The following is a 19,259-nucleotide window of genomic DNA, read 5'->3' as shown; positions in this document are numbered from 1 at the left end:
CAAGCCAGGAACGCGCCGGTGCACTCCCCGTAACCGTCCGTATGCGAGAGGTGTTCGGGAGAGGGGATGTTCAGACGGCTCGGCCGAGTTGGGAGAGCACCTGGCGGGGCCGGTTGGTGATGATCGCGTCGACACCGAGACGTACACAGAGGTCGACGTCCTCCGGTTCGTTCACCGTCCATACATGGATGCGGTGACCCGCCTGCTGGAGCCGGGTGATGTAGCCGGGATGGTTACGGACGATGCGCATCCCGGGCCCGGCGATCCGCGCGCCGGCGGGCAGCCTTCCGTCGCGCAGCCGGGGCGAGACGAACTGCATGAGGTAGACGGTCGGGAGCTGGGGCGCCGCGTTCGCGATCCGGTGCAGGGAACGCGCCGAGAAACTCATGACCCGTACACGGGACTCCGCGTCGCCGGGGGCGTCCAGGCCGAAGCGGCGCAGCAGGTGCAGCAGCCGGTCCTCCACCTGGCCGGCCCAGCGGGTGGGATGTTTGGTCTCGACGGCGAGCTGGAGGGGGCGGCCGGCGTCCGCGACGAGTTCGAGGAGCCGTTCCAGCGTCAGTACGGAGGTGAGCTCCGGGTCCCGCCAGTCCGGGCTCTCCTCGCTGTCCTTCCAGGAGCCGAAGTCGAGCGTCGCGAGATCGGCCAGCTCCAGGGCGGAGACCGCGCCGCGCCCGTTGGAGGTGCGGTTGACGCGCCGGTCGTGGACGCAGACGAGGTGCCCGTCGGCGGTGAGGCGTACATCGCACTCAAGGGCGTCCGCGCCGTCCTCGATGGCTTTCGTGTACGCGGCCAGGGTGTGCTCGGGGGCGTCCTCCGAGGCTCCGCGGTGGGCGACGACCTGGATGCTGTGCTGTCGTGCTTGAGTCACCGCGTCATGGTGTCATCGTGACAGGGTAGACGGGTGTTCGAAGGGGTCCTTCCGGGATCCTTCCAGGGTCCTTCCGGGGGGCCTTCACAGGGCCCTTCCCGGGGCCCCTCCGGATCCGTCCGTAATGTCCGGAGTAAAGATGGACGGGCAGATGCACAGGTCCTGCTTACAGTGGTCTGACGTGCTGTGGGAAAAGCTGACCGCAGACACTTGCACAGCGGACTCTTGCCGAAGACCGAGTGGAACCGAGGAGAAAGAGCTGTGAGCACCGAGAACGAGGGCACCGCGGGCCCCTCCGTCCCGTCCGTACCTCCGGTACCGGATGCCGCTCCCGAGGGCACACCCGCGTCCGCCCCGCGAGAGGCCGCGTCCGGTTCCACGGACCCGCGGCCGGGCCCGGCGCCTACACCCTCCGCGTCACCCCCGGCGTCCATGGGCGGGCAGCCGGCGGGCGCCGACCCGGAGCGGCCGGCGGGCGCACCGCCGCAGCAGCCGGCCCACGCGCCCCAGCCGGGTCACGCGCCCCAGCCCCCTTACGCCGCCCCTGCCCCTGCCCCTGCCGCGGCGGCCTACCCGCCGCCGGAGTACGGGGCCCCCGCGCCGCCCCCGGGCCCCGTCCCGGTCGGCGCGTCGGTGGGCCCGCCCACCGCGGCGCAGCCCGCGGACGCCGGCTGGCCGCCGCCCCCGCCCGCACTCCCCGCCTACGGAGGCGGCGGTGACGGCCCTGTCTGGGGCGCGCCGGCGCCCGGCCACGAGCCCAAGCCCCCGCGCGCACGCGGGGGCGGGCTGATCGCCGCCGTGCTCGTGGCCGCGCTCGTCGCGGGCGGCGTCGGCGGCGGGATCGGCTACTGGGCGGCGGAGAACAACGACAACGGCTCCGCGAGCTCGACCACCGTCTCGGCGGCGGACGCCCCGAAGGAAGTCAAGCGCGACGCGGGCACCGTCGCCTCGGTGGCCGCCAAGTCGCTGCCGAGCGTCGTCACGATCGAGGCGAAGGGCGGCAACGGCGAGGGGGGCACGGGCACCGGCTTCGTCTACGACAAGCAGGGCCACATCCTCACCAACAACCACGTCGTGGCCTCCGCGGCCAATGGCGGCGACCTCACCGCGACCTTCTCCGACGGCAAGAAGTACAACGCCGAGGTGGTCGGCCGGGCCCAGGGCTACGACGTCGCCGTGGTGAAGCTCAAGAACGCTCCTTCCAGTCTCACCCCCCTCCCCCTCGCCAACTCGGAGGAGGTGGCGGTCGGCGACACGACGATCGCGATCGGCGCGCCGTTCGGCCTCTCCAACACGGTGACGACGGGCATCATCAGCGCCAAGAACCGCCCGGTCGCCTCCGGGGACGGTTCGGGCGACAGCTCCGGATCCGGCTCGGGCAGCTCGTACATGAGCGCCCTCCAGACCGACGCGTCGATCAACCCCGGCAACTCCGGCGGCCCCCTGCTGGACGCGCGGGGCGCGGTCATCGGCATCAACTCCGCCATCCAGTCGGCGGGCAGCGGCGGCCTGGGCCAGTCCCAGGCGGGCTCGATCGGCCTCGGCTTCGCCATCCCGATCAACCAGGCGAAGAACGTCGCGGAGCAGCTCATCAAGACGGGCAAGCCGGTCTACCCGGTGATCGGCGCGACGGTCACGATGACCGATACGGGAGAGGGCGCCACCATCGCCTCCAACGGCGAGGGCGGCACCCCCGCGGTCTCCCCGGACGGCCCGGCGGCACAGGCGGGCCTGAAGGCGGGTGACGTCATCACGAAGTTCAACGACACCCCGGTCGACAGCGGCCCGACCCTGATCGGTCAGATCTGGGCCCACAAGCCGGGCGACAAGGTCACGCTCACCTACAAGCGCGACGGCAAGGAGTCAACGGCCCAGGTCACCCTGGGCGAACGAGAAGGCGAGAGCTGACCGCTCTTTCCTCCCGGACAGCAGCACGGACGGTGCCCGCGAGCAGCGGGCACCGTCCGTGCTGCTGTCCGTACGTGACCGGAGACACGTGACCGGAGACACGTGACCGGAGACACGTGACCGGAGACACGCGGCCGGACGAGCGGCTGGACGAGCAGCCGGGCGTCAGGCTCTCAGCGCGTCAGCCCAGCGCCTCGGCGTCGACCCGGGAGAAGATCAGATCGCACTGCTGCCCGAGGACGGATCCACGCCACCGCTCGGGAACGACCGACGTGCTGCGGATCGCCAGGGGATAGCTGTCGGGCAGGTAGTCGTTGTCGATGCGGTAGGTGTTGAAGCCGTGGTCGCGCATCGTCGTCAGCAGTTCCTCGGCGGAGTCACCGAGCTGGGCCATACGCCCGGGGGCCACCTCGACCGCGATCTCCACATCGGGCCGTAGCCGGTCGAGGAGCGGCACCATGCCCCGTACGACGGCCCCCTCGGCCCCCTCGACGTCGATCTTGATGACCCGCGCGCGGGATATGTCGTCGGGCTCCAGCAGTTCCGTCAGCGGAACGGCCTCGGTCTCGAAGGTCGATTCGGCCGGTCCGTCGTACGGGACGATGCTGTTCGCGCCCATGTTCGCCGAGCTGGCCAGCACGAAGGTCACCGCCCTCCGGCTGTCGGAGACGGCGGCGTTGACGGCCCGTACGTTGCGGCAGTCGTTGAGCCGTACGTGCCGCACCACCCGCTTGTGGAAGGTGGGCGACGCCTCGATGGCCACGACCCGGCCCGTGCTCCCGACGAGGCCCGACGCGAGAACGCTGTAGTACCCGATGTTCGCGCCGACATCGACGAACGCGTCCCCCGGCTTCAGCCGGCTCTGCAGCCACCGCGTGATGTGCGGCTCCCAGATCCCGAAGATGTACAGGTAGCGCTGGATGAAGTCCTGCGTGTCCACGGCGAACCGGGCATCGAACCGGGTCCGCACGACACGCCGTCGTGGGTGGTCCCGCAACCGGGGATTGACCCATCGCGCGGCGAGCCACCCTTTCCCGAACGAGCCGGGAGCATCGCGCACGTACCCACGGCCGAGCGTGTCCAGAACGTCCGAGCCGGGGCTGCTCATCCTGATGCCTCTCCGCTGAATCCGATGAATCCCACGCGAACCGAGGTGCCGTGACCGACGACCGGCCCGACATCCTCGCACGGCCGACCGGAGCCGGGCCTCCCGCGGCCCGTCCCTCTGTCCCTCTGAACTCGGCAGGACTTCCTCATGAGCCGTACGCTGGTGCTGTCGCCCAACAGGGACGGTGAGCAGCCGTGGCCGAGCAGGACGAGGGGCTGATCGAGAAGCAGCACGACCGCTGCGACGTCGTCCGTACAGCCCGTACGAAGGTGCTGCGCACGAATCGACGTCACCAGTGGGAGAAGGACCGGGCCCGGCAGCCGAAGGCGACACGACTGCAGACGGGCTCCACCGAGCACGACACCGGCCTCACAGTGAACGATCTCGTCTTTCACTCGGCCTATCAGGAGAGCACGGCGGACCAGCGGATCGCCGACGCGCTCGGAGTCCCCGAGGGAACCCCGCTCGTGGAGCGTACGTACCGCACCCGGCACGCCGCCGAGACGGCGCCGTTCGCGCTGGTCACCTCGTATCTCGTCCGCGCGCTGGTCGAGTCGAACCCGAAGCTCCTGGACGCGGCCAACGAGCCGTGGCCGGGGGGCACGCAGAACCAGCTCCTCTCGGTGGGGATCGAGCTGGACCGCATCGAGGAGCGGGTCACCGCCCGGCCGCCGACGCCGGAAGAGGCGGAGGAGCTCGAACTGCCGCCCGGGACCTCGGTGTTCCTGGTCCGGAAGAGGTCGTACGACGTCAACGGCCGCGTCGTGGAGATGTCCGACGTCACGCTTGCCGGTGACCGTACGGAAGTGCTGTTCGCCACTCCCCTGGAAAGGTGGTGAGTGCCGTGCGGCGGCGCATCATCGTCATTACCGCCGTTCATGCCCCGTCCGCGCACTTCCTGCCGGACGCGTACAAGTCCCTCCGCGCACAGGAGTTGCCGGAGGGGTGGGAGTGGCACTGGTTGATCCAGGAGGACGGCCGGAGCGACGAGGTCGCCCCGTATGTCCCCGACGATCCGCGGGTGACCTTCACCCAGGGCCGGCCCGGCGGCCCCGGCACCGCCCGTACGCTCGCGCTCGCGGTGGCGGACGGCGAATACGTCAAGGTCCTGGACGCCGAAGGCCAGTTGACGGCGGGGGCGCTCGCCCGTGACCTGGCCGCGCTCGAAGGCGACCCGACCATCGGCTGGGCGACGTCGCGGGTGCTGGATCTGCTGCCCGACGGCTCGACGGCCGGCTTCCCGGGCGACCCGGACGAGGGCCCGATGGAGCCCGGCACCGTACTGGACCACTGGGCGACGCACGACTACCGCGCCCCGGTCCACCCGGCGACGCTCTTCGCCCGCCGCCACCTCGTGCTCGCGCTCGGCGGCTGGATGGCCCTGCCGGCCTCCGAGGACACGGGGCTGCTGCTCGCGCTGGCCTCCGTCAGCCGGGGCTGGTTCTCGTCCGAGGTGGGACTCCTGTACCGCAAGTGGCCCGGCCAGGCGGCCCACACCGACCCGGCGGAACGCGCCGCACGCATGGCGGTGGTGGAGGCGCGGGCCCGGGCGCTCTCGTACGTACGGTGGAACTACCCGGTCACCGACTGAGCCGCGGCCGAAGGCTCATGAGCGTGACCGTATTGCCTCTTCCACTTTTGCGACCTGGGCGGCGATCAAATCCTCGTCGGGCTTGGGGATGAAGCGGGCCACTTGATCGGGTTTGATGAACTCGCCCAACATCACGACGCTCTTGAACCTTGTCACGACGTTTCCAGTGCGTACCACAGTGGTCAGACGGTGATTCTGTCCCTTATTGACCGTTGCAGTCTTCACCAGCCCTGTTGTCCGGAAGCGAATTGCCTCGTCGCCGAGTTCTGGCGCCTCCAACTCGACAGTTTTTTCAGACGACTGCCCGTACTGGTTCTTGGTCTCGAAATCTCCACAGGCGGCGAGCGAGCTGCGGAGCGACGTCATCCGGGACCGCGCCGCGTCTGCGGGGAATGCTGCGATCAGCGTCTCGCGCATGTCGATGGAGTTCGAATGAGGGTAGAGGGTCGAGTTGGCGGCGGCAGTCTCCCCGAATCCCTTATTTTCAGAGTTCCAGAGGACCTTGCACGCCGCGGGCTTGACCATAGTGGGGTCCTCCCACTCGCCGCCGGCTCCTTCGACCGTATCGGCACCCGTGATGTCGAAGCCCGTTGCCTCTTCTTCCGTCAGTAGCGCGGCCTTCAACTCCGCCGGTGTGAGTGAACGTTCCTCGGTGGGTGCTGTAGTCGACTTCGGGCTGTCGGCTGATGCGGGGCCGGTGCTCTCGGATACGGAACAGGCGGCGGACAGTGGTAGAAGCGCCAGTAAGGCCGCAGCGACGCACAGAGATCTCAGACGAACAGAGCGCATGGATATATCCCCCCAGGGACAACGAATGTGGGCGACCCATGAGACGTGCGTAGCCGGACGCCTCGACCCCCGAACTTACGGGCTGCGACGAGCCGGTTCAGCCACGAACGGGCACTTCGTAAATGATCTCGCAGGTCGGGTCCGAGATGACGATGCCCGCCATCTCCACCGGCCGTGAGCTGTCGCTGTAGTACGTCCGCCGGATGCGGGTGACGAGCGCGCCGCGCTGGATGCCGAGGAGCGTCGCCTCCTCGGCATCGGCGTGTCCGGGCTCCGGTTGCTTCACCATGTGGCTGACGGTGATGCCGGTCTCGGCCATGCGGTCGACGACGCCGGCGCCTGCGTGGGGTCGGCCCTCGTAGTACGACCAGGGTTCCGACGGTGAGTTCGTATGGTTCCCAACTGGTGAACATCTGCCCGGGTTTGCCGTCGGCCAGGAACTCGTACGAGGTGCGGACGCAGGGCCCCTCGGCGATCCCGAGCCGCACGGCGATGTGCGCGGGGGCGTTGAAGCCGTGCTCGCGCATCGTCGTCAACAGCTCCTCGGCGGAGTCACAGAGGTGGGCCATACGGTCGGGGGTGACCACGAGAACCGTGTTGCTGTCCTCGCGGGTATCTCGCAGGATCTTCGTCCCACTGGTTGCCGGTATGAGGCAGGTATAGATACCTGAGCGTGGAGAGGGTGAGTACGCTCCCCGATGTTCCGGGCGTCCTGTGTTGGTGGGGTGGGGACATGCACAAACAGGGCTGTGGCCATCCTCCGGCCAGGCATACGCGTCCGAGCCGGGCAGCCGGTAGGCTGTAGCCGCTCTGCCGCTGGTGGGCGGGGCATGGGTGGGTTGCCCGAGCGGCCTAAGGGAACGGTCTTGAAAACCGTCGTGGCAGCGATGTCACCGTGGGTTCAAATCCCACACCCACCGCAGCGGGCCGGCGCGGTCGCTGGTCAGAAGGGGCGCTCCTCGGTGAGGGGCGCCCCTTCCTGCTTCAACCGGATGGTGTCCTCACAGCCTGCCGGTGATGACTCCGCGCCAGGTCCACCCCGCGCCCAGGACGGTGTCCTGTACGGGGGTCTTCAGGTCGGCGCTGTTGAAGGTGAACGTTTCGGTCGCTCCCGGGGCGTCGGCTTCGTTTCCGCCGAGTGTCCAGCGCTTCGAGACCGTCTGCATCTGGCCGCGTTGGGCCTCGGCCGCGATCGTCAGGCTGGGGGTGTCGCCGGCCCATGTGATCTCGTACTGCTGGTCGAGGGAGCGGACTTCGTTCTTCTCCGGGACCAGGCGCATACGGACCTGGAACACGCGGCTCACCTGGGTGCGGACGAAGAAGCTCTGCCATGCCGGGTCCAGGATGCGCCACTCGGCCAGCAGGTCGGCGCCCTCCTCGCGGCCGTCCCGGATGGCGTACGGGGCGTCGGGGCGGTTGAGGGCGAGCAGTGCCGCGTGGAGCTCGGCGGGGGAGCGTGGGGGGACACCGGTGGCGGGGCGCCTGGTTCCGGTCAGCTTGTCGAAGAGGCCCATGGGGTCAATCTATGAGGAGGAAGTCCGGCTCTGGGGGGCCGGGGGCTCCTCCGGCGTGCGGCGGCGCGGTGGGGGTGTGCGGTGGAGGGTGTGCGGTGGGGTGTGCGTCCGTATGGCGGAATGGGTTTTCTGTTGCACCTCTGTTGTATCTATGATGTGCGCATGCCGCCCGCTCCCGCCGCCCCGCTGAAACAACCGCCTGCCGCCGACCGTGTCTACAGCCATGTGAAGGAAGCCGTGCTCGACCGCCGCTACGAGGGCGGGACGCTGCTCACCGAAGGGGAGCTGGCCGAGGCCGTCGGGGTGTCCCGTACCCCCGTGCGCGAGGCGCTGCTCAAGCTGGAGGTCGAGGGGCTGATCAAGCTCTATCCGAAGAAGGGCGCGCTCGTCCTCGCCGTCTCCGCGCAGGAGATCGCGGATGTCGTCGAGACCCGGCTGCTGGTCGAGGAGCACGCCGTACGGAAGGCCGTGCCCGCGTCCGCGGTGTTCCTGGCGCGGCTGGAGGAGCTGCTGGACGAGCAGCGGCAGCGGGCCGAGGAGGGGGATCTCGGGGCCGTCGCCGTGTCCGACCGGTGCTTCCACGCCGAGATCGTGCGCAACGCGGGCAACCAGATCCTCTCCAAGCTGTACGACCAGCTCAGGGACCGGCAGCTGCGGATGGGCGTCGCCGTGATGGAGGCGCATCCGGACCGGATCGCCAAGAACGTCACCGAGCACGCCGAGCTGCTCGAAGCCATCCGGGCGGGCGACGCCGACGTCGCCGCCGCCTGTGTGCGCCGCCACGTCAGCCGCGTCAAGGTGCTGGTCCGGGGTGAGGACTGGTGAGCGCCGTCTCCGTGACCCTGCCGGGCGATCCGCCCGGCGGCCGGCGCGCCACCTGGATGTGGGGCATCGGCGTCGCCGTCTACTTCGTCGCCGTCATCTTCCGTACGAGCCTGGGCGTGGCCGGTCTCGACGCCGTCGAGCGCTTCCACATCAACGCCTCGGCCCTGTCGACCTTCTCGATCCTCCAGGTGCTCGTGTACGCGGGCATGCAGATACCGGTCGGCCTGATGGTCGACCGGCTCGGCACGAAGAAGGTGCTCGCCCTCGGCGTCGTGCTCTTCACCGCCGGGCAGATCGGCTTCGCGCTCTCCCCCTCGTACGGCACGGCGCTCGCCGCCCGCGCCCTCCTCGGCTGCGGCGACGCGATGACCTTCATCAGCGTGCTGCGGCTCGGCACCCGCTGGTTCCCGGCCCGCCGCGTACCGATGATCGCGCAGGTGGCCGCGTTGTTCGGGATGGCGGGCAACCTCGTCTCCACCATCTTCATCTCGCGCGCCCTGGGCGGCCTCGGCTGGACCGTGACGTTCGCCGGCAGCGCGCTGGCCGGGGTGGCCGTCTTCGTCCTGCTGGTGCTCTTCCTCAAGGACCACCCGGAGGGGCATGAGCCGCCGCCCGCCGAGCACGCGGGCGCGACGTACGTACGGAAGCAGATCGCCGCGGCCTGGCGCGAGCCCGGCACCCGGCTGGGGCTGTGGGTGCACTTCACCACCCAGTTCCCCGCGATGTTCTTCCTGCTGCTCTGGGGGATGCCGTTCCTCGTCGAGGCGCAGGGCATGTCGCGCGCCTCCGCGGGTGAGCTGCTCACCCTGGTCGTGCTCTCCAACATGGTCGTCGGGCTGGTGTACGGGCAGGTCATCGCCCGGCACCACGCGGCCAGGCTGCCGCTCGCCCTCGGCACGGTCGCGGCGACCGCGCTGGTGTGGGTGGTGGTCGTCGCGTACCCCGGCGAGCGCGCCCCCCTGTGGCTGCTGATCACGCTCTGCGCGGTCCTCGGCGCCTGCGGGCCCGCGTCGATGATCGGCTTCGACTTCGCCCGGCCCGCGAACCCGCCCGAGCGTCAGGGCACGGCCTCCGGAATCGTCAACATGGGTGGTTTCACGGCCTCGATGACGACGCTCTTCGCGGTCGGTGTCCTGCTGGACGCCACCGACGACAACTACCGGATCGCGTTCTCGTCCGTCTTCGTCCTCCAGACGATCGGGATCGCGCAGATCCTGCGGCTGCGCTCGCGCAGCGCGCGGCGCGAGCGCGAGCGGCTGGTGGCGAGCCGGGTGGAGGCCGTGCACGTTCCTGTCTGACGCGAGCCGTCAGGGGGTGACGGCGAAGTTGCGCAGGATCGCCTCCGCCAGCTCCTGATCGCCGTCCACCTTCAGCCGGTCCTCGACCGCCGCCGGCCGCACCCGCCCGCACGCCAGCCGGAAGTACGACTCCCAGTCCGTCGCGAGCGTGACGACCGGGCCGAGCGAGGGCGAACCGTCGATCGAGCCGCGGCCCTCCGCGTTCACCCGGACCGTACGGAGGAACTCCACCGGGCCGCTCACATCGATGACGACCGCCGAATGGGGCGGCGCGCCCGCGTCCTTGGCGACGACCTTCGGCAGCGCGGACAGCAGCACGTCGCGGGCGACCAGGGCGCCGGGGGAGTCCAGGTTCCCGGGCCGGTTGAGCGCGGAACGCAGATCCTGCTCGTGCACCCAGATGTCGAACGCCCGCATCCGCATGGCGGTCTCCAGGGTCTGCTCGGTGCCGAGCGGCGCGCGGACCATGGTCTCGGGCGCGCGGTTCTCGTTCCGCAGCTGCCGGTTGCGGCGGATGACCGTGTACTCCAGCTCGGCGGTCATCTCCGGCGCGGTGTGGTGGCGCCGTACATCGACCTGCATCTCCATGTAGCGGGTGTGGTCGTCCCGTACGTGGTAGAGGTCGCGTGGCAGCGAGTGGATCGGCCGTGGGTCCCCGAGCATCTCGCAGTCCAGGCCGATGACATGCGAGACGATGTCCCGCACGGACCAGCCGGGGCACGGGGTGCGCCGGTTCCATTCACCCTCGACGAGCGGCTGCACCAGCTCGGCTATGGCATCGATGGAGTGGGTCCAGGCATCGGCGTAGGTCTGAAGGCTGGGATGGACGGTCACGGGACCCCTCGGCGGTTCTGCGGTACGCGGGCTGGCTTGCTGGCGGGCGGGCGGCGGCTGCGGGCTGCGTGGGAGGTTCGGCAGCTAAGTTACGCTGCCCGATGGCACCCCGGCAGTGCTTTCGTGTGACGATCGTAGGGCCCGTGTTGACGGCTCGAATGCCAGGACGGTGGTACTGTGCGCGCTTCGCTCCTCCAGATCGCAGTAGACCCGGACGAATCGGTCGAATCCCGCAGGCGGCGCGCCGCCGCGCTGGTACGGGAACAGCGTGGCGCCGATCTCGTGGTCCTCCCGGAGCTCTGGACGGTCGGTGCGTTCGCGTACGAGTCCTTCGCGGCGGAGGCGGAGCCGGCGGACGGGCCGACCTTCGCGGCGATGTCCGGCGCGGCGCGTGACGCGGGGGTCTGGCTGCACGCCGGTTCGGTGGTGGAGGCGGCGGACGGCGGGCTCTTCAACACCTCGCTCGTCATCTCCCCCGCCGGTGAACTCGTCCGTACGTACCGCAAGATCCACCGGTTCGGCTTCGACCAGGGCGAGGCGGTGCTGATGGAGGCGGGCGGCGAACTCGTCACCGTACCGCTGCCGGAGACCACCCTCGGCCTCGCCACCTGCTACGACCTCCGCTTCCCCGAACTGTTCCGCGGACTGATCGGGGCGGGCGCCGAACTGCTCGTCGTATCGGCCGGCTGGCCCGCGCGCCGGCGTGCGCACTGGACGCTGCTCGCGCAGGCGCGCGCCGTGGAGAACCAGGCGTACGTCCTGGCCTGCGCGAGCGCCGGTACGCACGCCGGGGTGGAGCAGTCGGGGCACAGCATCGTCGTGGACCCCTGGGGCGAGGTGCTCGCGGAGGCGGGCGCGGCGGAGGAGGTGCTGACCGTGGAGGTGGACCCGGCGAAGGTCGCCCGGACGCGCGAGCAGTTCCCGGCGCTCAAGGACCGCCGCCTCGGGCTGGAGACCCCGCCGCACCGCTGACCCGTACCGCTGACCCCGTACGGGTGGGCTGACCCCGTACGGGTGGTGCGTGGGTGACCCCTGGGGAAGTGGCACCCTTGAACCATGAACGACGCGATCCCCGCCCCCTCCCGTCGCGCCCGCGTGCGCGCCCCCGAACTGATCGGCAAGGGCGGCTGGCTCAATACGGGCGACACCTCCTACACCCTCGCCGACCTGCGCGGACGCATCGTCATCCTCGACTTCTGGACGTTCTGCTGCATCAACTGTCTGCATGTCCTCGACGAGCTGCGGGAGCTGGAGGAGAAGCACCGGGACACCGTGGTGATCATCGGTGTCCACTCGCCGAAGTTCGTGCACGAGGCCGAGCACCAGGCCGTGGTCGACGCCGTCGAGCGGTACGAGGTGCACCACCCGGTGCTCGACGATCCCGAGCTGGCGACCTGGAAGCAGTACGCCGTACGGGCCTGGCCCACGCTCGTCGTGATCGACCCCGAGGGGTACGTCGTCGCCCAGCACGCCGGGGAAGGGCACGCGCACGCCCTCGCGAAGCTGGTGGCGGAGCTGGAGGCCGAGCACGCCGCCAAGGGGACGCTGCGGCGCGGTGACGGGCCCTACGTGCCGCCGGAGCCCGTCGCGAGCGATCTGCGCTTCCCGGGCAAGGCGGTGGAGCTGCCCGGCGGCCATCTGCTCGTCTCGGACTCGACCCGGCACCAGCTCGTGGAGCTGGACGCGGACGCGGAGACGGTCGTCCGGCGGATCGGGAGCGGGCAGCGCGGCTTCGGCCCGGACGCCTTCAGCGAGCCGCAGGGGCTGGCGCTGCTGCCCGACGGCCGGGTGATCGTCGCGGACACCGTGAACCACGCGCTGCGTACGTACGACCCGGTCAGCGGCGTGATCGAGACCGTCGCCGGAACCGGCCGGCAGTGGTGGCAGGGGGCGCCGACCTCGGGTCCCGCCCTGGAGGTGGCCCTCTCCTCGCCGTGGGACGTCGCCTGGTGGGCGGACCGGGTGTGGATCGCGATGGCCGGGGTCCACCAGCTCTGGACCTACGACCCGGCCACCGGGACCGTCGAGGTCGCGGCCGGCACGACCAACGAGGGGCTGGTGGACGGGGACGCCGCCGAGGCGTGGTTCGCGCAGCCGTCCGGGCTCGCGGCGGCCGGGGACCGGCTGTGGATCGCGGACTCCGAGACCAGCGCGCTGCGGTGGGTGGAGCGGAAGCAGCACGAGTCCGGCGACGGCGACGGGGCCGGGTTCGTCGTTCGTACGGCCGTCGGTACCGGGCTCTTCGACTTCGGGCACCGCGACGGCGCCGCCGCGCAGGCCCTGCTCCAGCACCCGCTGGGGGTCACCGCCCTGCCCGACGGCTCGGTCGCGGTCTGCGACACGTACAACCACGCGCTGCGCCGCTACGACCGTGTGACCGGCGAGGTGACCACGCTCGCCACCGATCTGCGCGAGCCGAGCGACGCCGTCCTGGTGGGCGAGGACATCGTGGTGGTCGAGTCCGCGCGGCACCGGCTGACGCGGCTGCGGCTGCCCGAGGAGGCGGTGCGCGTGGAGTCCGTCGCGCACCGTACGCAGCGGGCGGCGACCGGGGTCGCGCCGGGCGCGCTGCGGCTGGACGTGGTCTTCACGGCGCCGAACGGGCAGAAGCTCGACACCCGTTACGGCCCGTCCACCCGGCTGCTGGTCTCGGCGACCCCGCCGGAACTGCTGCTGGAGGGCGGCGGCGCCGGTACGGACCTCAGCCGCGATCTGGTGCTGGCCGACGGCGTCCCGGAGGGGGTGCTGCACGTCTCCGCGATGGCGGCCTCCTGCGACGACGACCCGCTGAACGAGTACCCGGCCTGCCATGTCCACCAGCAGGACTGGGGTGTGCCGGTCGTGGTCGACGACACGGGGACGAACCGGCTCGGGCTCGTCCTCGCCGGACTTGACGCGTAGGCCTGTCGGCCCCCGCAACGCGCCAGTCCCGCGACGCACCGGCCCCCGCGACGCGGCGGGGCCGGTCAGAAGTGGTCGTCCCGGTCCACGACGGTCGGGGCGACCGGGGTGACGACCGCCCTGCGGCGGCGGGCGATGCTGGTCATGACGGCGGTGCCGATGATGCCGACCACCATCATGATCACGCCGACCAGGTCCAGGTTGACGCTGTCGAGTTCCCAGTCGGTCGCGAAGGTCAGGATCGCGCCGACCGCGATGAGTGTGATGCATCCGCCTATGCCCATGGGGCCCGCCTCTTCACAGGAGTCGTGTCGTGCCGGGTTTCCGTCGCCCCTTCGGGTACCCCTGACCGGCACGGCCACTCCCGCGGCGCGTACGTCCCCGGCTCGCGCCCCTGGACCGCGTCCCCGGATCGCGCCCCTGGGCTCAGCCCTCCAGGAAGGCCACCAGCGCGTTCGCCAGGTGGTACGGGTCGTCCGCGCCGCACAGCTCGCGCGCGCTGTGCATCGACAGGATGGCCACACCGATGTCGACGGTCTGGATGCCGTGGCGGGCGGCGGTGATCGGGCCGATCGTCGTACCGCACGGCATGGCGTTGTTGGAGACGAACGACTGCCAGGGCACGCCCGCCTTCTCGCACGCGGTGGCGAACACGGCCCGGCCGCTGCCGTCCGTCGCGTACCGCATGTTCACGTTGACCTTGAGGATCGGGCCGCCGTTGGCGCGCGGGTGGTGCGTCGGGTCGTGGCGCTCGCCGTAGTTGGGGTGGACGGCGTGGCCGGTGTCCGACGACAGGCAGACCGTGCCGGCGAAGGCCCGCGCGCGGTCCTCGTACGTCCCCCCGCGGGCGAGCACCGAACGCTCCATGACCGTGCCGAGCAGGGGGCCCTCGGCGCCGGTGTCCGACTGTGAGCCGTTCTCCTCGTGGTCGAAGGCGGCGAGCACCGGGATGTACGGCAGCGGCTTGCCGGAGCCGGAGTTGGCGCCGGAGTTGGCGCCGGCCTCCGCCGAGACCGCGGCCAGTGCCGCCGTGCCGGCGTGCACCGACAGCAGGTTGTCCATCCGGGGGCCGGCCACCAGCTCGCGGTCCCGGCCGAGGTACGACGGCGCCTCGATGGCGTGCGGCATCAGGTCCCAGCCGGTGATCTCCTCGGCCGCCACGCCCACTTCGCCCGCGACGAAGCGGATCAGATCGCCTTCCTCGGCCTCCCCGAGGCCCCAGATCGGCTGCATGTGCCGCTGTCTGTCCAGCTTCAGGCCGTCCGTGTTGACCGAGCGGTCGAGGTGGACGGCGAGCTGCGGGACGCGCAGCAGCGCGCGGTCGACATTGACCAGCCGGTGCGAACCGTCGCGCAGGGTGACCCGGCCCGCGAGCCCCAGATCGCGGTCGAGCCAGGTGTTGAGCAGCGTCCCGCCGTACACCTCCACCGCGATCTGTCGCCAGCCGTACGAGCCGGTGTCCGGCAGGGGCTTCACCCGCAGGTTGGGCGAGTCAGTGTGCGCGCCGACGATCCGGAACGGGGTGTGCGGCTCGGCGCCCTCCGGCACGAACCAGGCGATGAGCGCGCCGCCGCGCACCACGAACCGGCCGCCCTTCGCGCCGTCCCAGGCGTCCGTCTCCCGCACCTGGCGGAAGCCCGCCTTCTCCAGGCGCGCCGCGGCGTTCGCCACCGCGTGGTACGGCGACGGGCTGGCCGCGAGGTAGGACATGAGGTCGTCGGTGTGGCCGCGGTCGAAGCGGGAGGAAGTGCTCATGCCCTCAACCCTAACGACGGGGTCCGACACCGGCCCTGCCAGTGCCGCGGGGGCGGCGCCCGCACGGAGTGCGGCAGGGCACCTCCCGCGCGGCGCGCGACGAGGTGCCCTGCCGGGGCCGGGTGGCGGAGCCGCTCAGAACGCCGCTTCGTCCAGCTCCATCAGCGAGTTGTCCACGGACTCGGCGAGCGCCCGCTCGGTCGCGACGCCCGGCAGCACGTTCGCGGCGAAGAACTTCGCCGCCGCGATCTTGCCCTGGTAGAACGCGACGTCCTTGGAGGAGGCCGTCTCCAGCTTCTCCACGGCCACGGCGGCGCCGCGCAGCAGCAGGTAGCCGACGACGACGTCGCCCGAAGCCATCAGCAGGCGCGTGGTGTTGAGGCCCACCTTGTAGATGTTCTTGACGTCCTCGTCCGTCGACGTGAGGTCGGTCAGCATCGTGCCGACGATCGCCTCCAGGTCCCCGGCGGCCTTGGCGAGCGCCTCGCGGGCCGGGGCCAGCTCCGTACCGCCCGTGCCGACGGCGAGGAACGTCTTGATCTCCTCGGAGAGGGTGTTCAGCGCCTGGCCCTGGTCGCGGACGATCTTCCGGAAGAAGTAGTCCTGGCCCTGGATCGCCGTCGTTCCCTCGTAGAGGGTGTCGATCTTGGCGTCGCGGATGTACTGCTCGACCGGGTACTCCTGGAGGTATCCGGAGCCGCCGAAGATCTGGAGGGACTGCGCGAGCTGCTCGTACGACCGCTCGGAGCCGTACCCCTTCACGATCGGCAGCAGCAGGTCGTTGAGGCCGTGCAGCGCCTTGGTGGGCTCGCCCTCGGCCTCCTTGAGCGCGATCTCGTCCTGCACCGAGGCGGTGTACATGACCAGGGCGCGCATGCCTTCCGCGTACGCCTTCTGCGTCATCAGCGAGCGGCGCACATCGGGGTGGTGCGTGATGGTGACCTTGGGCGCGGCCTTGTCCATGAACTGCGCCAGGTCGGGCCCCTGGACGCGCTCCTTGGCGTACTCCAATGCGTTCAGGTAACCGGTGGAGAGGGTGGCGATCGCCTTCGTGCCGACCATCATCCGCGCGAACTCGATGATGCGGAACATCTGGCGGATGCCCTCGTGCTTGTCGCCGATCAGCCAGCCCTTGGCGGGGTGGCGGTCGCCGAAGGTCAGCTCGCAGGTGTTGGACGCCTTGAGGCCCATCTTGTGCTCGACGTTCGTGGCGTAGACGCCGTTGCGCTCGCCCAGTTCGCCGGTCTCCCCGTCGAACTCGTACTTCGGTACGAGGAAGAGTGACAGACCCTTGGTGCCCGGTCCGGCTCCCTCGGGGCGGGCGAGGACGTAGTGGAGGATGTTCTCCGACATGTCGTGCTCACCGGAGGTGATGAAGCGCTTCACGCCCTCGATGTGCCAGCTGCCGTCCTCCTGCTCGACGGCCTTCGTGCGGCCCGCGCCGACGTCCGAGCCGGCGTCCGGCTCGGTGAGGACCATCGTGGAGCCCCACCGGCGCTCGACGGCGATCGCGGCGGCCTTCTTCTGCGCCTCGTTGCCCTCCTCGAAGAGGATGCCGGCGAAGGCCGGGCCCGAGGAGTACATCCAGACGGCCGGGTTGGCGCCGAGCAGCAGCTCCGCGTAGGCCCAGATCAGGGAGCGCGGGGAGGTCGTGCCGCCGATCTCCTCCGGGAGGCCGAGGCGCCAGTACTCGGAGTCCATGTACGCCTGGTAGCTCTTGCGGAAGGCGGCCGGGACCGGCGCGGTGTTGGTCTCCGGGTCGAACACCGGCGGGGTGCGGTCGGCCTCGGCGAACGACTCCGCGAGGTCGTTCTCCGCGAGGCGGGTGACCTCTTCGAGGATGCTCTTGGCGGTCTCGACGTCCATCTCGGCGAACGGGCCGGTCCCGTACAGCTTGTCGCGCCCGAGGACCTCGAAGAGGTTGAACTCGATGTCGCGGAGATTCGACTTGTAGTGCCCCATGGCGACGACTCCGTAAGGATCGGGAAGGCAGAAGGCAGATCCCTCATGCGGGTGCCAGTACCGGTTGGTAGCTATCGATGATGCTACCCATCGGTAATAAGATGCAACCCCGTACCGGGGGCCGGTGGACCAATGTGACGCGGTAGACGGGGCCCCCGGTGGCGCCATTCCTCAGTACTCTTGCGTCCATGTACGGCTACGACCAGAACATGGGCGCTCAGCAGCAGTACGCGCACCCGCAGCAGCAGCCGATGGGCGGCGCGGGCGCGGGCGGGTACGGCGAGCAGCCGCTGTATCCGGAACCGTCGCCTCCGTCGCTCGGTGACGCCGTGCGGGCGTTCACGACGGGGTCGCTCCAGGCCGAGGACTTCCAGCAGATCTTCGCGACGTCGAAGGTCTACTGCCCGCGGGGCGACAACCCCGGGTTCCTGGCGCTGCACAACACACAGCAGCCGGTGATCCCCATGTTCAGCACGCTCAAGGAGCTGCGGCGGTACGCGGGCAAGGAGTCGAAGTACTTCGTGATCACCGGCGCGGAGGTGATCGACCTGCTGCCCACGGGGTACGGCTTCGTGCTCGACATGGAGGGTGAGCACCGGATGGTGTTCGACGCGAAGGCGGTCGAGCAGATGGTGGACTTCGCGATGCGCCGCATGTACGGCTGAGCGCCGCGCGGCCGTGTGCCGCTTCCCGAAGCTGGATCAGGGCCCGTACCGCACCGGTACGGGCCCTTCGTGCTGACGTCGGCGTGCTCCCTGGAGGCGGCCCCGAGGCGGCCCGGAGGCGGCCCGGAGGCGGCCCCGAGGCGGCCGGAAGGGGGGGCGGGAATGGATCGCGCCTTGCCAGATGTTCACTGTTCAACTAAATTGTGAGCGAGAGCCTGAGGAGGCCGTCATGCCCGCAGTGACCGTCGAAAACCCGCTGACCCTGCCCCGGGTGGCGGCTCCGGCCGACGCCGTGGCCCGCCCCGTGCTCGCCGTCACGACCGCGCCCAGCGGCTTCGAGGGCGAGGGCTTCCCGGTGCGCCGCGCGTTCGCCGGGATCGACTACAAGCACCTCGACCCGTTCATCATGATGGACCAGATGGGCGAGGTGGAGTATCAGCCCGGGGAGCCGAAGGGGACCCCCTGGCACCCGCACCGCGGCTTCGAGACGGTCACGTACCTGATCGACGGCACGTTCATCCACCAGGACAGCAACGGCGGCGGCGGGACCATCCGCAACGGCGACACCCAGTGGATGACCGCGGGCTCCGGGCTGCTGCACATCGAGGCGCCGCCGGAGTCCCTCGTCACCTCCGGCGGGCTCTTCCACGGCCTTCAGCTCTGGGTGAACCTCCCGGCGTCCGACAAGATGATGGACCCGCGCTACCAGGACATCCGCGGCGGCCAGGTCCAGCTGCTGACGTCCCCCGACGGCGGCGCGCTCCTGCGCGTGATCGCGGGCGCGCTCGACGGACACGAGGGCCCCGGCATCACCCACACCCCGATCACGATGATCCACGCCACGCTGCGCCCCGGCGCCGAGGTGACGCTGCCGTGGCGCGAGGACTTCAACGGCCTCGCGTACGTCCTGGCCGGCCGCGGCGCGGTCGGCACCGAGCGGCGGCCGGTCCGTACGGGCCAGACGGCGGTCTTCGGCGCGGGCGGCTCGCTCACCGTACGGGCGGACGCGACGCAGGACGCGCACACGCCGGACCTGGAGGTCGTGCTCCTCGGCGGGCAGCCGATCCGGGAGCCGATGGCGCACTACGGGCCGTTCGTGATGAACAGTCACGCCGAACTGAAGCAGGCCTTCGAGGACTTCCAGGCGGGCCGCCTGGGCGTGGTCCCCGCCTCGTAGGCGTGAGCCCGTAGGCGTAAGCCCGCAGGGCCCCGGCCCGCCGTGCCCCGCCGGCCCGGAT

17 protein-coding genes, 1 tRNA gene and 1 pseudogene are annotated in these 19,259 nt (G+C 70.6%); 10 read left to right on the top strand and 9 right to left on the bottom strand.

Annotated features, from left to right (window positions below; genetic code table 11):
• Nucleotides 1-70: 70 nt before the first annotated feature.
• Nucleotides 71-871, bottom strand: coding sequence for a glycerophosphodiester phosphodiesterase (locus ACFXKG_RS16145; RefSeq protein WP_384838322.1), 801 nt, complete (start codon nt 869-871; stop codon nt 71-73).
• A 261-nt stretch (nt 872-1,132) separates the two neighbouring features.
• On the opposite strand from ACFXKG_RS16145, the gene ACFXKG_RS16140 reads away from it, so the two are divergent.
• Complete coding sequence (locus tag ACFXKG_RS16140) at nt 1,133-2,779, top strand: S1C family serine protease (RefSeq protein ID WP_384838319.1); 1,647 nt, start codon at nt 1,133-1,135, stop codon at nt 2,777-2,779.
• A gap of 181 nt (nt 2,780-2,960) precedes the next feature.
• On the opposite strand, the gene ACFXKG_RS16135 is transcribed toward ACFXKG_RS16140, so the two are convergent.
• Nucleotides 2,961-3,887: an FkbM family methyltransferase gene (locus ACFXKG_RS16135; RefSeq protein WP_384838316.1), complete on the bottom strand. Its 927-nt coding sequence runs from the start codon at nt 3,885-3,887 to the stop codon at nt 2,961-2,963.
• 194 nt (nt 3,888-4,081) lie between these two features.
• Between ACFXKG_RS16135 and ACFXKG_RS16130 the strand changes: the two genes are divergently transcribed.
• A complete protein-coding gene (locus ACFXKG_RS16130; RefSeq protein WP_384838313.1) occupies nt 4,082-4,726 on the top strand; it encodes a UTRA domain-containing protein in 645 nt (214 codons plus the stop codon).
• A gap of 5 nt (nt 4,727-4,731) precedes the next feature.
• Nucleotides 4,732-5,478 carry a glycosyltransferase family 2 protein gene (locus ACFXKG_RS16125; protein ID WP_384838311.1) on the top strand — a complete coding sequence of 249 codons (747 nt, stop codon included), beginning with the start codon at nt 4,732-4,734 and terminating at the stop codon, nt 5,476-5,478.
• 15 nt (nt 5,479-5,493) lie between these two features.
• On the opposite strand, the gene ACFXKG_RS16120 is transcribed toward ACFXKG_RS16125, so the two are convergent.
• Both ACFXKG_RS16120 and ACFXKG_RS16115 read right to left on the bottom strand, forming a co-directional pair.
• Nucleotides 5,494-6,267 (bottom strand): hypothetical protein, encoded by a 774-nt coding sequence (locus tag ACFXKG_RS16120; protein ID WP_384838309.1) that lies wholly within the window; start codon nt 6,265-6,267, stop codon nt 5,494-5,496.
• Nucleotides 6,268-6,364: 97 nt separating this feature from the next.
• A pseudogene (locus ACFXKG_RS16115) lies at nt 6,365-6,773 on the bottom strand (UTRA domain-containing protein); the annotation flags it as partial.
• A gap of 327 nt (nt 6,774-7,100) precedes the next feature.
• Here ACFXKG_RS16115 and ACFXKG_RS16110 point away from each other — a divergent pair.
• Nucleotides 7,101-7,187: transfer RNA gene (locus ACFXKG_RS16110), tRNA-Ser, on the top strand.
• 81 nt (nt 7,188-7,268) lie between these two features.
• Here ACFXKG_RS16110 and ACFXKG_RS16105 read toward each other — a convergent pair.
• The gene (locus ACFXKG_RS16105; RefSeq protein WP_384838306.1) at nt 7,269-7,781 is read right to left on the bottom strand and encodes a hypothetical protein; all 513 of its coding nucleotides are present in this window, start codon (nt 7,779-7,781) and stop codon (nt 7,269-7,271) included.
• Nucleotides 7,782-7,943: 162 nt separating this feature from the next.
• Between ACFXKG_RS16105 and ACFXKG_RS16100 the strand changes: the two genes are divergently transcribed.
• Both ACFXKG_RS16100 and ACFXKG_RS16095 read left to right on the top strand, forming a co-directional pair.
• Nucleotides 7,944-8,606: a GntR family transcriptional regulator gene (locus ACFXKG_RS16100; RefSeq protein ID WP_384838303.1), complete on the top strand. Its 663-nt coding sequence runs from the start codon at nt 7,944-7,946 to the stop codon at nt 8,604-8,606.
• A 56-nt stretch (nt 8,607-8,662) separates the two neighbouring features.
• The gene (locus tag ACFXKG_RS16095) at nt 8,663-9,904 is read left to right on the top strand and encodes a nitrate/nitrite transporter (protein WP_384838478.1); all 1,242 of its coding nucleotides are present in this window, start codon (nt 8,663-8,665) and stop codon (nt 9,902-9,904) included.
• A 9-nt stretch (nt 9,905-9,913) separates the two neighbouring features.
• On the opposite strand, the gene ACFXKG_RS16090 is transcribed toward ACFXKG_RS16095, so the two are convergent.
• Nucleotides 9,914-10,738, bottom strand: coding sequence for a maleylpyruvate isomerase family mycothiol-dependent enzyme (locus ACFXKG_RS16090; RefSeq protein ID WP_384838300.1), 825 nt, complete (start codon nt 10,736-10,738; stop codon nt 9,914-9,916).
• A 177-nt stretch (nt 10,739-10,915) separates the two neighbouring features.
• Between ACFXKG_RS16090 and ACFXKG_RS16085 the strand changes: the two genes are divergently transcribed.
• Together ACFXKG_RS16085 and ACFXKG_RS16080 are read left to right on the top strand one after the other, a co-directional pair.
• The gene (locus ACFXKG_RS16085) at nt 10,916-11,710 is read left to right on the top strand and encodes a carbon-nitrogen family hydrolase (RefSeq protein WP_384838297.1); all 795 of its coding nucleotides are present in this window, start codon (nt 10,916-10,918) and stop codon (nt 11,708-11,710) included.
• A gap of 84 nt (nt 11,711-11,794) precedes the next feature.
• A complete protein-coding gene (locus ACFXKG_RS16080; protein ID WP_384838294.1) occupies nt 11,795-13,639 on the top strand; it encodes an NHL domain-containing thioredoxin family protein in 1,845 nt (614 codons plus the stop codon).
• 65 nt (nt 13,640-13,704) lie between these two features.
• Here the strand turns inward: ACFXKG_RS16080 and ACFXKG_RS16075 are convergent, their stop codons facing one another.
• The 3 genes from ACFXKG_RS16075 to ACFXKG_RS16065 all read right to left on the bottom strand — a co-directional run bounded on the left by ACFXKG_RS16075 (nt 13,705) and on the right by ACFXKG_RS16065 (nt 17,356).
• Nucleotides 13,705-13,923 (bottom strand): DUF6458 family protein, encoded by a 219-nt coding sequence (locus tag ACFXKG_RS16075; RefSeq protein WP_382895351.1) that lies wholly within the window; start codon nt 13,921-13,923, stop codon nt 13,705-13,707.
• A 142-nt stretch (nt 13,924-14,065) separates the two neighbouring features.
• Complete coding sequence (locus tag ACFXKG_RS16070) at nt 14,066-15,394, bottom strand: M18 family aminopeptidase (RefSeq protein ID WP_384838290.1); 1,329 nt, start codon at nt 15,392-15,394, stop codon at nt 14,066-14,068.
• A 135-nt stretch (nt 15,395-15,529) separates the two neighbouring features.
• Nucleotides 15,530-17,356, bottom strand: coding sequence for an acyl-CoA dehydrogenase (locus ACFXKG_RS16065; protein WP_384838287.1), 1,827 nt, complete (start codon nt 17,354-17,356; stop codon nt 15,530-15,532).
• Nucleotides 17,357-17,544: 188 nt separating this feature from the next.
• Here ACFXKG_RS16065 and ACFXKG_RS16060 point away from each other — a divergent pair, with 188 nt between their 5' ends.
• Both ACFXKG_RS16060 and ACFXKG_RS16055 read left to right on the top strand, forming a co-directional pair.
• The gene (locus tag ACFXKG_RS16060) at nt 17,545-18,021 is read left to right on the top strand and encodes an SseB family protein (protein ID WP_365807350.1); all 477 of its coding nucleotides are present in this window, start codon (nt 17,545-17,547) and stop codon (nt 18,019-18,021) included.
• A 229-nt stretch (nt 18,022-18,250) separates the two neighbouring features.
• A complete protein-coding gene (locus ACFXKG_RS16055; protein ID WP_384838283.1) occupies nt 18,251-19,198 on the top strand; it encodes a pirin family protein in 948 nt (315 codons plus the stop codon).
• Nucleotides 19,199-19,259 lie beyond the last annotated feature (61 nt).

Source organism: Streptomyces sp. NPDC059255 (assembly GCF_042752355.1).
In the GTDB taxonomy this organism is placed as follows: Bacteria; Actinomycetota; Actinomycetes; order Streptomycetales; family Streptomycetaceae; genus Streptomyces.
Note: the sequence above shows the minus strand (reverse complement) of the source record. Positions and strands in the feature narration are given on the sequence as shown.